Below are 12,279 nucleotides of genomic sequence, written 5' to 3' on the forward strand. Positions count from 1 at the left end.
GATCGGCTGTCCTGCGGCCAGGATCAGACGACCAGGATCAGGCGCTCTGGCCGGACTTCAGGCCGCCCTGCTGCAGCAGGGTGTTCACCACCTCCCAGTCCACCAGCTTGTTCAGGAAATTGTCGAGATAGCCCGGGCGGACATTGCGGAAGTCCAGGTAGTAGGCGTGCTCCCAGACATCGACGCCGAGGATCGGGGTGCCCTCGCCGGTCGAGATCGGGTTGGCGCCGTTCGGGGTCTTGGTGACCTTCAGCTTGCCGTCCGGGGCGATGATCAGCCAGGCCCAGCCGGAGCCGAACTGCGTCACGCCGGCCTGCTTGAAGGCCTCCTTGAACTGCGCGAGGCCGCCGAGATCCTGGTCGATCTTCGCGGCGAGCGTGCCAGGCAGCTTATCGCCGCCGCCCTTGGGCGACATCACCTGCCAGAACAGGAGGTGGTTCCAGTGCTGGCCGGCCTGGTTCAGCACGGGCAGGCCATCGGCGCCCTGCTTGCCGGCCTCGGCAACGATCTGCTCCAGCGACTTGCCGGCCAGCCCCTTGCTCTCGATGAGGCCGTTCAGCGCCACGACATAGGCATTGTGATGCTTGTCGTGATGCAGCTCGAGCGTCTCCTGGCACATGCCCTGACCGGCGAGCGCATTGTGGGAATAGGGCAGCGGCGGCAGGGTGAAGGCCATGGGCTGTCTCTCCTGTTTCTTGGCTGGAGCGCGCCCGGCGCGGCGGCGCCGCCTGGAACCGGGTGCCGGCGAAACAGCTAGGCGGCGTGCCGTGGCGCGTCAAGCAAGGGCCGGGCATAAGGCGGCGATGCCGAGCCCGCCCGCGCTGTCGCCCCTCGCCGAATTCGCCCGGCAGCACGACCCCGACCGCTTCCTCTGCGCCCTCTTCGCGCCGGCCGTGAAGCGCGAGGCGCTGTATCTGCTGATCGCCTACAACCACGAGCTCGCCCGGGCGCGGGAGGCCGCCCGCACCCCGCTCATCGCCCTGATGCGCCTGCAATGGTGGCGCGAGGTCATCGAGCAGGCAGTGGTGGGCGATCCGCCGCGCCGGCATGAGGTGGCCGAGCCGCTGCACGCCGCCATCCGCGACGGCACGCTGGAAGCGGAGACGCTGCTCGCCATGGCGGATGCGCGCGAGGGCGAGGCGGAGGAGGAGGGCATCCCGAGCCGCGAGGCCTTCCATGCCTATCTGCAGGGCAGCGCTGGCGGCCTCGCCATCGCCGCCGGCCGGCTGCTTGGCGCGCCGCCCGGGCTGCTGCCGGCGCTGCAGGCCGCCGGCGGCGCCTATGGGCTCGCGGGCGTGCTGCGCAGCGTACCGGCGCTGGCCGCCCAGGGGCGCTGCCTGTTGCCGCTGGATGCGCTGGCCGCCGCCGGGCTGGGACCGGAGGCGGTGATCCGCGACCCGGCGGCGGCGCGGCCCGTCGTCGCGGCACTGGCGGCGGAGGGCAGGGAACGCCTGGCCGCAGCCCGGCCCGGCTTGCGCCGACTGGACCGGGCGGCGGTGGCGGCGGCGCTGCCGGCGGTGCTGGCGCGGCGCGACCTGCGGCGCCTGGCGCGCGACGGGGGCGGCGAGACCGGGCCGCGCGGGTTGGGCGACCGGCTGGCCGTCATCCTGGCCGGGCTCGCCGCGCGGGCATGACGCCCCCGTGACGGGGGGTGCCCGTTCAGGCGCAGCGTCAGGCGCGGCGGCGCTTGCGGGCCGGCGCCGCCGGCGCGGCCAGCAGCGGCGCGAGGAAATGCCCGGTATGGCTGCCCTCGGTGGCGGCCACCGCCTCGGGCGTGCCGGCGGCGACGATGCGGCCGCCGCCCTCGCCGCCTTCGGGGCCGAGGTCGAGGATCCAGTCCGCGGTCTTGATGACCTCGAGGTTGTGCTCGATCACCACCACCGTGTTGCCGGCCTCGACCAGCGCGTGCAGCAGCTCGAGCAGCTTGCGGACATCCTCGAAATGCAACCCGGTGGTCGGCTCGTCCAGGATGTAGAGGGTGCGGCCGGTGGCGCGGCGGGAGAGCTCCTTCGACAGCTTGATCCGCTGCGCCTCGCCGCCCGAGAGCGTCGTCGCCTGCTGGCCGAGATGGATGTAGCCGAGCCCGACCTCCTTCAGCACCCGCAGCTTGTCGTGGATCGCCGGTACGGCGGAGAAGAACTCGACGCCCTCCTCCACCGTCATCTCCAGCACGTCGGCGATCGACTTGCCGCGGAAGCGCACCTCCAGCGTCTCGCGGTTGTAGCGCTTGCCCTTGCAGGCGTCGCAGGTGACGTAGACATCGGGCAGGAAGTGCATCTCGATCTTGATGACGCCGTCGCCCTGGCAGGCCTCGCAGCGGCCGCCCTTGACGTTGAAGCTGAAGCGGCCGGGCTTGTAGCCGCGCGCCCGGCTCTCCGGCAGCTCAGAGAACCAGTCGCGGATCGGCGCGAAGAGGCCGGTATAGGTGGCGGGGTTGGAGCGCGGGGTGCGGCCGATCGGCGACTGGTCGATGTCGATGATCTTGTCGAGCTGGTCCAGCCCTTCGATCCGCTCGTGCGGCGCGGGCACGGTGCCGGCGCCCATCAGCCGCCGCGCCGCGGCCTTGTAGAGCGTCTCGATCACCAGGGTGGACTTGCCGCCACCGGAGACGCCGGTGACGCAGGTGAAGGTACCGAGCGGGAATTCCGCCGAGACCTCCTTCAGGTTGTTGCCGCGCGCCCCGACCACCCGCAGCACGCGCTTGCGGTCGATCTTGCGGCGCGTCGCCGGCACCTCGATCCGCCGGCGGCCGGAGAGGTAGTCGCCGGTGAGGCTGGCGGGATTGGCCGCGACCTCGGCCGGCGTACCCTGCGCCACCACCCTTCCGCCGCCGGCGCCGGCCGCCGGGCCGATATCCACCAGATGGTCGGCGGCGCGGATGGCGTCCTCGTCATGCTCGACGACGAGCACCGTGTTGCCGAGGTCGCGCAGCCGCCGCAGCGTCGCCAGCAGCCGCTCGTTGTCGCGCTGGTGCAGGCCGATCGAGGGCTCGTCCAGCACGTAGAGCACGCCGGTCAGCCCGCTGCCGATCTGCGAGGCGAGGCGGATGCGCTGGCTCTCGCCGCCCGAGAGGGTGGCGGAGGAACGGCCGAGCGAGAGGTAGTCGAGGCCGACATCGACGAGGAATTGCAGCCGCTCCTCGATCTCGCGCAGGATCCGCCGGGCGATCTCCTGGCGCTGCGGCGTCAGCGTCGCCATCACCCCGGCGAACCATTCGCGGGAGCGGCGGATGGAGAGCTCCGAGGCCTCGCCGATATGGCTGCCCGCCACCTTCACCGCCAGCGCCTCCGGCTTCAGCCGGTAGCCCCGGCACGCCTCGCAGGGCTTGTCCGCCTGGTAGCGCGCCAGGTCCTCGCGCACCCAGGGGTTGTCGGTCTCCCGGAAGCGCCGCTCGAGATTCGGCAGCACGCCCTCGAAGGGCTTCTTCACGTCATAGGCGCGCAGCCCGTCCTTGTAGCGGAGGGTGACGACCTCCTCGCCGCTGCCGTGCAGGATGGCCTTGCGGACCCGGGCCGGGAGATCGCCCCAGGGCGTGCTGGTCTGCACCTTGTAGTGCCGCGCCAGGCTCTCGAGCGTCTGGGCGTAATAGGGCGATTGCGATCCGGACCAGGGGGCGACGGCGCCTTCGGCGAGGCTGCGCAGCTCGTCCGGCACGACGAGGTCGGGGTCGAAGAAACTCTGCGTCCCCAATCCGTCGCAGGTCGGGCAGGCGCCCTGCGGGCTGTTGAAGGAGAAGAGCCGCGGCTCGATCTCCTCGATGGTGAAGCCGCTTTCGGGGCAGGCGAATTTGGCGCTGAACACCGTCCGCTCGCCGCTATCGGCATTCTCGGCATAGGCGATGCCGTCGGCGAGGGCGAGGGCGGTCTCGAAGCTGTCGGCGAGGCGCGGCGCGATGCCGTCCCGCACCACGATGCGGTCGACGACGATTTCGATGTCGTGCTTGAACTTCTTGTCGAGCTTCGGCGCCTCGCCGATCGGCACCAGCGTGCCGTCGATCTTCACCCGCTCGAAGCCGCGGCGCTGCCATTCCGCCAGTTCCTTGCGGTACTCGCCCTTCTTGCCGCGCACTACGGGCGCGAGCAGCAGCAGCCGCGTGCCCTCGGCCATCGCCAGCACCCGGTCCACCATCTGGCTGACCGTCTGCGCCTCGATCGGCAGGCCGGTCGCGGGCGAGTAGGGCACGCCGACCCGCGCCCAGAGCAGGCGCATGTAGTCGTGGATCTCGGTGACGGTGCCGACGGTCGAGCGCGGGTTGTGGCTGGTGGTCTTCTGCTCGATCGAGATCGCCGGGCTGAGCCCCTCGATGGAATCGACGTCCGGCTTCTGCATGAGCTGCAGGAATTGCCGCGCATAGGCCGAGAGGCTCTCGACATAGCGGCGCTGGCCCTCAGCATAGATCGTGTCGAAGGCGAGCGAGGACTTGCCCGAGCCGGAGAGGCCGGTGATGACCGTCAGCGTGCCGCGCGGGATGTCGAGGTCGAGATCCTTCAGGTTGTGGGTGCGTGCCCCCCGGATGCGGATCTGGCCGGCGGAAGGGGGGGCGGCCACGGGGAGGGGCGGGCTGGCCATTCGGTCGCTCCGGAAGCCGGGACGGACCCGGGGGTTCTCATTGTGTTCTGGATGGAATGCCACCATATTGGGGCGGCGGGAAGGGGCCTCGACAGGCTTCCGGTAGCACGCCGCGCGGCGCCCACGGCACTGGTCCGGGGCGCGCGCGACCGGTATGCTAGGCGCTCGATTCCAGGGGTTTTGACGGCATGGCCGGCAGCGTGAACAAGGTGATCCTGGTGGGCAATTTGGGGCGCGACCCCGAGGCCCGCAACATGCAGTCGGGCGGCAAGGTGGTCTCCTTCTCCGTCGCTACCTCCGAGACCTGGAACGACCGCGCCTCCGGGGAGCGGAAGGAGAAGACGCAGTGGCACCGCGTCGCCATCTTCAACGAGCGGCTCGGCGAGATCGCCGAGAAATACCTGCGCAAGGGCAGCAAGGTCTATCTCGAAGGCGCGCTCGAGAGCCGCAAATTCACCGACAAGGACGGGCAGGAGCGGGAGATCACCGAGGTGGTGATCGGCCGCTTCAAGGGTGAGCTGACGCTGCTCGACAGCCGCGGTGGCGGCGGCGAGGCAGGCGAGGGCGGCGGCTATGGCGGCGGCCGGTCCTCGGGCGGCTTCGGCGGCGAGCGCAACGGCGGCCGCAGCGGCGGCGGGGGTGGCGGCGGCTGGGACAGCAAGCCGAAGGGCGGCGCCGATCTCGACGACGACATTCCGTTCTGAATCCCCTGTTTCGCCCTTGAGAGCCTGAGAATGCGCCACGACCTGCCGCGGCAAAGCCAAGGCGGGCCAGTGGCGGCGGCGAGCGCCTGAACCGCTCCCGCCGGTTTGGATTCCAGGCCGGAATCGCCTATATTGCGAGCCTTGGAATGACCATCCGCCGCCGCTTGGCGCGCGGTCGCCCGGCCCCGTGGCCGGACCATGGAAGGCAGCAGCACCAGCGTGAGCGAGACCGAGAACGGCAGCGGCGGCATTCGGCCGGAAGACGCCGTGCCCGTCACCCTCGAGGAGGAGATGCGCCGCTCCTACCTCGACTACGCGATGAGCGTCATCGTCGCCCGCGCCCTGCCGGATGCGCGAGACGGGCTGAAGCCGGTGCATCGCCGCATCCTCTTCGCGATGCAGGAGAGCGGCTACTCGGCCGACAAGCCGCACCGCAAGTCGGCCCGCGTGGTCGGCGACGTCATGGGCAAGTATCACCCGCATGGCGACGCGGCGATCTACGACGCCATGGTGCGCATGGCGCAGTCCTTCTCGATGCGCGTGCCGCTCATCGACGGCCAGGGCAATTTCGGCAGCATGGACGGCGATCCGCCGGCCCAGATGCGCTACACCGAGGTCCGGCTGGCGCGCTCCGCCTCCGCCCTGCTCGAGGGCATCGAGGAGGACACGGTCGACTTCCAGCCGAATTACGATGAATCGGAGAACGAGCCGCGCGTCCTGCCGGCGGCCTTCCCGAACCTGCTGGTCAATGGCGCGCAGGGCATCGCCGTCGGCATGGCGACGAACATCCCGACCCATAATCCGGGCGAGGTGATCGACGCCACCCTCGCCCTGATCGCCGAGCCGGAGACGCCGCTCGCCGAGCTGATGAAGATCATTCCCGGCCCGGACTTCCCGACCGGTGCGCTGATCCTTGGCCGCGCCGGCATCCGCGCCGCCTTCGAGACCGGCCGCGGCTCCATCCCGCTGCGGGCGCGCTGCGAGATCGAGGAGATGCGCGGCGGCCGCCAGGCGATCGTCGCCACCGAGATCCCCTACCAGGTCAACAAGGCGAACCTGATCGAGAAGATCGCCGAGCTGGTCCGCGCCAAGGCGATCGAGGGCATCTCGGACCTGCGCGACGAGAGCGACCGCGAGGGCATGCGGATCGTCATCGAGCTGAAGCGCGACGCGACGGCGGAGGTGGTGCTGAACCAGCTCTACCGCATGACGCAGCTGCAGACCTCCTTCCCGGTCAACTTCCTCGCCCTCGACAACGGCCGGCCGCGGCAGATGGGCCTGGTCGACGCGCTGCGCGCCTTCATCGCCTTCCGCGAGGAGGTGATCCTGCGGCGCTCGCGCTTCCGCCTCGCCAAGGCGCGGGAACGCGGCCACCTGCTGATCGGCCTCGCCATCGCGGTCGCCAATATCGACGAGGTGATCCGCCTGATCCGCGCCAGCCGCGACGGCGCCGAGGCGCGCGCCGCGCTGATGGCGCGCGATTGGCCGGCCGGCGATGTCGGCGCGCTGCTGGCGCTGATCGAGGATGCCGGCAATGTCGTGACGGCCGAGGGCACGGTGCGCCTCACCGAGGCGCAGGCGCGGGGCATCCTGGCCCTCACCCTGAACCGTCTCACCGGGCTCGAGCGGGAGAAGATCGCCGCCGAGCTGGAGGAGATCGGCGGCCGCATCCGCGAGCTGCTGGAGATCCTCGGCAGCCATCCCCGTCGGCTCGAGGTGATGGCCGAGGAGCTGCGCGCCGTCCGCGCCCAGATCGCCGCGCCGCGCCTCACCCAGATCGTCGACGGCATCGCCGATGTCGATGACGAGAGCCTGATCGAGCCGGGCACCATGGTGGTGACCCTGACGCGCGACGGCTATGTCAAGCGGACGCCGCTCGACACCTTCCGCGCCCAGAACCGTGGCGGCCGCGGCCGCTCGGCGGCCTCGACGCGGCAGGACGACGTGGTGGTGCGCAGCTTCATCGCGCACACCCATCAATGGGTACTGTTCTTCACCAGCCGCGGCATCGCCTTCCGCGAGAAGGTCTGGCAGCTCCCCGAAGGCGGCGCCCATGGCAAGGGCCGCAGCCTGCGCCAGGTGCTGCAGCTGCAGGAGGGCGAGCAGGTGACCGCGGTGCTGCCGCTGCCGCAGGATGAAAGCCTGTGGGAGGGGCTGCACCTCGTCTTCGCCACCGCCTCGGGCAATGTCCGCCGCAACCGCCTCTCCGATTTTCGCAACGTCCGCGCCGCCGGGCTGATCGCGATGAAGCTGGAGGAGGGCGACAGCCTGATCGGCGTGCAGACCTGCCGGGAGGGCGACGACGTGCTGCTCGCCACCCGCAAGGGCCGCGCCATCCGCTTCCAGGTGAGCGAGGACGTGCTGCGGGTCTTCGCCGGCCGCGACAGCACCGGCGTGCGCGGCATCCGCCTCGGTAAGGGCGACGAGGTGATCGCCCTCGCCGTGCTGCGCCATATCGAGGCGACGCCGGCCGAGCGCGAGGCGGCGATCCGCAACGCCGCCCAGCGCCGCCGCGCCAACGGCAACGGCCATGAGGAGGCCGAGGTGGCCGTCGCCGCGGCCGAGGAGGGCGAGGAGGCGCCGGCCGAGGAGATCACCCTCTCGCCCGAGCGGGCGGAGGAGCTGGCGGAGGCCGAGGAGATCATCCTCGTCATCACCGATGGCGGCTTCGGCAAGCGCAGCCTCGCCTATGACTACCGCACCACCGGCCGGGGCGGGCAGGGGCTCGAGAGCATGGTGTTCAGCCGCCGCACCGGCCGGGCGGTGGTGGCGACCTTCCCGGTGCGCCCGGGCGACGACGTGATGCTGATGACGGATACCGGCCGGCTGATCCGCCTGCCGGCCGACCAGGTGCGCTTGACGCGCCGCCGCAGCCTGGGCGTGATGCTCCTCCGATTGAACGAGGGGGAAACCGTGATCAGCTGCTTCCCGGTCGTGGACGACCAGGGCGAGGCCGGGGCGGATGCCGGCGCGGTGCAGAACGGGGCTGAGATCGGGGCCCTCGCGGCCACGGCGCCGGCCGAGGAGTCGGAGCCCGACTCCGATGCGTGAGCGGATCGGGCTCTATCCGGGCACCTTCGATCCGGTGACCAACGGCCATCTCGACGTGATCGGGCGGGCGGCGCGGCTACTCGACCGGCTCGTCGTCGGGGTCGCGATCAATATCGGCAAGGGACCGCTCTTTCCGCTTGAGGAGCGGGCGGAGCTCGTGCGCGCCGAGACCGACATCATCGCCGCCCGGACCGGCACGGTGATCGAGGTGCGCCCCTTCGAGGGGCTGCTGGTCAGCTTCGCGCAGGAGGTGGGCGCGAGCATGATCGTCCGCGGGTTGCGGGCGGTGACGGATTTCGACTACGAGTTCCAGATGGCCGGCATGAACCGCCGCCTGGACAATGCCATCGAAACCGTCTTCCTGATGGCCAGTGAGACGAACCAGTTCATCTCCTCGCGTTTCGTCAAGGAAATCGCGCGGCTCGGCGGCGACGTCTCGAGCTTCGTCCCCAAGCTGACGCTGGAGCGGACGCTCGCCAGGGTCCGCGCCCCGGCCGAGGGCTAGACCATGATCCGCTCACACAGGGTCGCGGATCATGGCTTGGGCCGTTGTTGGATCGCGTGAGTCACGCTTTTCGGTGTTTCCACCGCAAGCGATCACGCTCCAGGGCGGATCGCGGGAGGGCGTGAACGCCCGGGCGCGGAATCCGCTCTGAAAACAAGGAACAAAGCGGATTGCCTTCAGTATCGAATGCAATCCGCTGTCGGGACTCGGTGGGGCCGGCGCCTGCCCCGCCTCCAGAAAGAGGAACCACCCGATGCTGCGACGACACCTCGCCGGCCTGGCATTGCTCGGCACGCCGGCTCTCCTTCACCCGGCCCGCGCCGCCGAGGAGCGGCTGCAGATGGACCTGAAGGACGGGCCGGTCACCATCCAGCTCCTGCCCGACGTGGCGCCGCGGCATGTGGAGCGCATCAAGACCCTCGCCTCCCGCGGCTTCTACGACGGCACGCCCTTCCACCGGGTGATCGAGGGCTTCATGGCGCAGGGTGGCGACCCGACCGGCACCGGCACCGGCGGCAGCGACCTGCCCAATCTGCGGGCCGAGTTCACCGACAAGTACCGCTTCCTGCGCGGCGTCTGCGGCATGGCCCGCACCTCGGACCCGAACAGCGCCAACAGCCAGTTCTTCATCATGTTCGCGCCGGCGCCGAGCCTCGACCGCCAGTACACGATCTGGGGCCGCGTGGTTGCGGGCATGGAGGCGGTCGACAAGATCAAGCGCGGCACCGGGGCCGGTGGCACGGTGCAGAACCCGGACAAGCTGCTCCGGGCCCGTGTCATCTCCGGCTGACCCGGACTTCCAGGAAGGAATCATGCGATGAGCGACGAAACCGGCAGCCCGGAGAAGATCCCCGGCGAGCCGCCGATCGGCGAGACGCCTGCAGCCGAGACCCCCGCGGCCGAGACGTCCCATGCCGAGACGCCTGGGACCGAGCAGGCCGCGGCGCCCGCCGAGGCTGCGCCCGCCGAGCCCGATCCCAAGCTCGAGAACACCTTGATCCTCGAGCTGAAGGACGGCGCGGTGACGATCGAGCTGCTGCCCGAGCTGGCGCCGCAGCATGTCGAGCGCATCAAGACGCTGGCGCGCGCGGGCTTCTACGACAACACCCCCTTCCACCGGGTGATCGAGGGCTTCATGGCGCAGGGCGGCGATCCGACCGGCACCGGCACCGGCGGCGCCCGCGAGCAGGGCTATGCCGACCTGCCGGCCGAGTTCTCGCCGCCGAACCGGGCGCGCTTCGTGCGCGGTACCTGCGGCATGGCGCGGACCATGAACCCGCACAGCGCCAACAGCCAGTTCTTCATCATGTTCGCGCCGGCGCCGAGCCTCGACGGCCAGTACACCATCTGGGGCCGCGTGGTCGCCGGGATGGAGGCGGTCGACAAGATCAAGCGCGGCACCGGCAACAACGGCATCGTCCAGGGGCCGGACCGGCTGGTGAAGGCGCGTATCGCCGCCGACGCGCCGGCGGCCGCCTGATCCGCCGCTCGCTCCATCACCCGATCTGGGGCCGCGGCCGCCCGGCCGCGGTTGACTTTCCCGCCGTCGCGCGCTTTTCCGGCGCGCGACGGAGCATGTGAGCCGGTAGCTCAGCTGGTAGAGCACGGGACTTTTAATCTCGTGGCCGTGGGTTCGAGCCCCACCCGGCTCACCACATCCGGTCGCGCCGCGCCTTTGATCCCTCGCCTCGCACCTACGCCATGCCGCGCCGATCCGGGAAGGAGCATCCCATGCGCCCCGCCATCCTCTGCGCCATGCTTCTCGCCGCCGGGCCGGCGCTGGCGCAGGCCGATGGCCCGCTGCCGGCGCCGGTGCGCGACGTCGCCGTCACCTATCGGGCGACCGGCGAGAAGGAGCAGGAGATCCGCATGGCTTGGCTGGTCGCGCAGGGCCGGTTCCGCATGGAGACGCCCGGCGGTGCCCTGCTGCATGACATGCGCAGCCGGCGCACCACCATCCTGATGACCGAGCAGCGGATGTTCGTCGAGGGCTCGGACGAGGATCGCGGCCCCGGCATCGGGCTGGTGCCGCCGGGCAGCCGGGTCGCGCGGCTCGGGACCGACCGGATCGCCGGCTATGACTGCACCGTCTGGCGCATCGAGCCGCCGAAGGACAGCGAGGGGGACGAGGCGCGGGCCAACGAGGCCTGCGTCACGGCGGATGGCGTGCCGCTCCGCGTCGTCGAGATCGAGGGCGGCGAGGAAGTGGGCCGCACCGTCGCCACGCGCGTGGATTATGCCCGCCAGGATCCGGCGCAATTCGAGGTGCCGCCGGGCTACCGGCCCTTCGACCCGCAGGCCGCCGCGCCGGCCCGTTAGAGCAGTTTCCGTTCGAGTGGAAACACTCGGACGGGTGAAGATGCTCTGAAAACAAAAGGCTAGAGCATTTGCCGTGAACGCAGGTGAACGGAAAACGCTCTAGAGAGCTGCGCCGGACCCGTGGCGCCTGCCTGGACAAGGGGAGGAGGGGGCGAACATCGTCCTACGGGCGGCGTCGAGCCCCAGCCTCTCCGGCGCCCTCAGAGGAATGCGGGGAAAGGCCCCTTGCGGCTCCCAGGCGAAGCCTAGCGCTCTTTCCTTGTCATGAATTTTGCGTTTCGATGACCTGTGGTTCAGTCGGTCGCAACATGCCGCAACGCGCCGCCGCTCTCGGCCTCGCCGCATGGCGCGGGCCGGCCGCTGCCGGACCGGATTGACCGGCCGGGCGGAGCATGCGCCACTGCCGCGCGCGGCCCGGTCGGGCGGCGCGAGGCGGGAGGAGGGACCCCATGTTCATCGAGCAGCGCATCTACACCGCGCATCCCGGCAAGCTGCCGGCCTGGTTGAAGTGCTACGGCGAGATCGGTGGCCCCGCTTCCTCGCGAACCCTCACGCCGCTGATGGGCATGTTCACCGTCGAGTTCGGCCAGATCAACCGCGTCCTCTTCCTGCGCGGCTTCGACGATATCGACCAGCGCGAGCGCGGCCTCGCGGCACGCGACGCCGATCCGGAATGGAAGCGCTTCCTCGAGGAGAGCCGCGCCACCGGCGCACTCGCGGCGCAGGAAGCAAAGCTGCTGAAGACCGTGCCCTTCTCGCCAATCCAGAAGGTCGGCCAGCCCTTCGAGCGGAAGATCGAGGGCGAGCAGATGTTCGTCGACCACCGCACCTATGATTTCGAGCCGGGCCGCATCAATGCCTGGATCGATGCCTATCGTGACATCGGCAAGCCGGTGCAGGACCGCCTGCTCGGCCAGCTCCTGTTCTTCGCCGTCACCGAATGCGGGCCGATCAACCAGGCGATCTTCGCCTGGGCCTATTCCTCCATGGCCGATCGCGACCGCCGCCGCACGGCGATGGCGGCCGATCCGGGCTGGGCGGAATTCCAGAAGGCAACGGGCGGGCTCGGCGCGCTGAAGGCGCAGACGACGATGATCCTGAAGCCGGTGCCCTGGTCGCCGATCCGCTAGG

General features: G+C 70.5%; 10 protein-coding genes and 1 tRNA gene. 9 read left to right on the forward strand and 2 right to left on the reverse strand.

All coding sequences use genetic code 11. The annotated features are described in order from the left end of the window. Window positions 1-37 precede the first annotated feature (37 nt). Entirely contained in the window at window positions 38-676 is a 639-nt protein-coding gene (locus tag HJG45_RS23020; RefSeq protein ID WP_171615501.1) for a superoxide dismutase, read from the reverse strand. A 127-nt stretch (window positions 677-803) separates the two neighbouring features. Here HJG45_RS23020 and HJG45_RS23025 point away from each other — a divergent pair, with 127 nt between their 5' ends. Beyond that, window positions 804-1,634: a squalene/phytoene synthase family protein gene (locus tag HJG45_RS23025; protein WP_171615503.1), complete on the forward strand. Its 831-nt coding sequence runs from the start codon at window positions 804-806 to the stop codon at window positions 1,632-1,634. A 37-nt stretch (window positions 1,635-1,671) separates the two neighbouring features. On the opposite strand, the gene uvrA is transcribed toward HJG45_RS23025, so the two are convergent. Next, the gene (uvrA, locus tag HJG45_RS23030) at window positions 1,672-4,569 is read right to left on the reverse strand and encodes an excinuclease ABC subunit UvrA (protein ID WP_171615505.1); all 2,898 of its coding nucleotides are present in this window, start codon (window positions 4,567-4,569) and stop codon (window positions 1,672-1,674) included. Between the two features lie 188 nt (window positions 4,570-4,757). On the opposite strand from uvrA, the gene ssb reads away from it, so the two are divergent. The 8 genes from ssb to HJG45_RS23070 all read left to right on the forward strand — a co-directional run bounded on the left by ssb (window position 4,758) and on the right by HJG45_RS23070 (window position 12,278). Further along, window positions 4,758-5,273, forward strand: a complete 516-nt coding sequence (ssb, locus tag HJG45_RS23035; RefSeq protein ID WP_171615507.1) for a single-stranded DNA-binding protein — start codon at window positions 4,758-4,760, stop codon at window positions 5,271-5,273. 198 nt (window positions 5,274-5,471) lie between these two features. Beyond that, window positions 5,472-8,324 carry a DNA gyrase subunit A gene (gene gyrA / locus HJG45_RS23040; RefSeq protein WP_171615509.1) on the forward strand — a complete coding sequence of 951 codons (2,853 nt, stop codon included), beginning with the start codon at window positions 5,472-5,474 and terminating at the stop codon, window positions 8,322-8,324. Next, on the forward strand, window positions 8,317-8,829 hold the full coding sequence (gene coaD, locus HJG45_RS23045; protein ID WP_171615510.1) for a pantetheine-phosphate adenylyltransferase: 513 nt from the start codon (window positions 8,317-8,319) through the stop codon (window positions 8,827-8,829). Before gyrA ends, coaD begins: the two co-directional genes overlap by 8 nt. 253 nt (window positions 8,830-9,082) lie before the next feature. Next, complete coding sequence (locus HJG45_RS23050; protein WP_171615511.1) at window positions 9,083-9,619, forward strand: peptidylprolyl isomerase; 537 nt, start codon at window positions 9,083-9,085, stop codon at window positions 9,617-9,619. Window positions 9,620-9,646: 27 nt separating this feature from the next. After that, window positions 9,647-10,309 (forward strand): peptidylprolyl isomerase, encoded by a 663-nt coding sequence (locus HJG45_RS23055; RefSeq protein WP_171615512.1) that lies wholly within the window; start codon window positions 9,647-9,649, stop codon window positions 10,307-10,309. Window positions 10,310-10,408: 99 nt separating this feature from the next. Beyond that, window positions 10,409-10,484 (forward strand) — tRNA-Lys (locus HJG45_RS23060). Window positions 10,485-10,560: 76 nt separating this feature from the next. Continuing rightward, on the forward strand, window positions 10,561-11,148 hold the full coding sequence (locus HJG45_RS23065) for a DUF4412 domain-containing protein (protein WP_171615513.1): 588 nt from the start codon (window positions 10,561-10,563) through the stop codon (window positions 11,146-11,148). Window positions 11,149-11,597: 449 nt separating this feature from the next. Continuing rightward, window positions 11,598-12,278, forward strand: coding sequence for an NIPSNAP family protein (locus HJG45_RS23070; protein ID WP_171615514.1), 681 nt, complete (start codon window positions 11,598-11,600; stop codon window positions 12,276-12,278). Window position 12,279: the final 1 nt, after the last annotated feature.

The sequence above is a fragment of the Roseicella sp. DB1501 genome, assembly GCF_013112485.1.
In the GTDB taxonomy this organism is placed as follows: Bacteria; Pseudomonadota; Alphaproteobacteria; order Acetobacterales; family Acetobacteraceae; genus Paracraurococcus.

Coding starts and splice junctions, on each gene's coding strand:
- HJG45_RS23020 (WP_171615501.1), bottom strand. CDS start 676: ATGGCCTTCACCCTGCCGCCGCTGCCCTATTCCCACAATGCGCTCGCC.
- HJG45_RS23025 (WP_171615503.1), top strand. CDS start 804: ATGCCGAGCCCGCCCGCGCTGTCGCCCCTCGCCGAATTCGCCCGGCAG.
- uvrA (WP_171615505.1), bottom strand. CDS start 4,569: ATGGCCAGCCCGCCCCTCCCCGTGGCCGCCCCCCCTTCCGCCGGCCAG.
- ssb (WP_171615507.1), top strand. CDS start 4,758: ATGGCCGGCAGCGTGAACAAGGTGATCCTGGTGGGCAATTTGGGGCGC.
- gyrA (WP_171615509.1), top strand. CDS start 5,472: ATGGAAGGCAGCAGCACCAGCGTGAGCGAGACCGAGAACGGCAGCGGC.
- coaD (WP_171615510.1), top strand. CDS start 8,317: ATGCGTGAGCGGATCGGGCTCTATCCGGGCACCTTCGATCCGGTGACC.
- HJG45_RS23050 (WP_171615511.1), top strand. CDS start 9,083: ATGCTGCGACGACACCTCGCCGGCCTGGCATTGCTCGGCACGCCGGCT.
- HJG45_RS23055 (WP_171615512.1), top strand. CDS start 9,647: ATGAGCGACGAAACCGGCAGCCCGGAGAAGATCCCCGGCGAGCCGCCG.
- HJG45_RS23065 (WP_171615513.1), top strand. CDS start 10,561: ATGCGCCCCGCCATCCTCTGCGCCATGCTTCTCGCCGCCGGGCCGGCG.
- HJG45_RS23070 (WP_171615514.1), top strand. CDS start 11,598: ATGTTCATCGAGCAGCGCATCTACACCGCGCATCCCGGCAAGCTGCCG.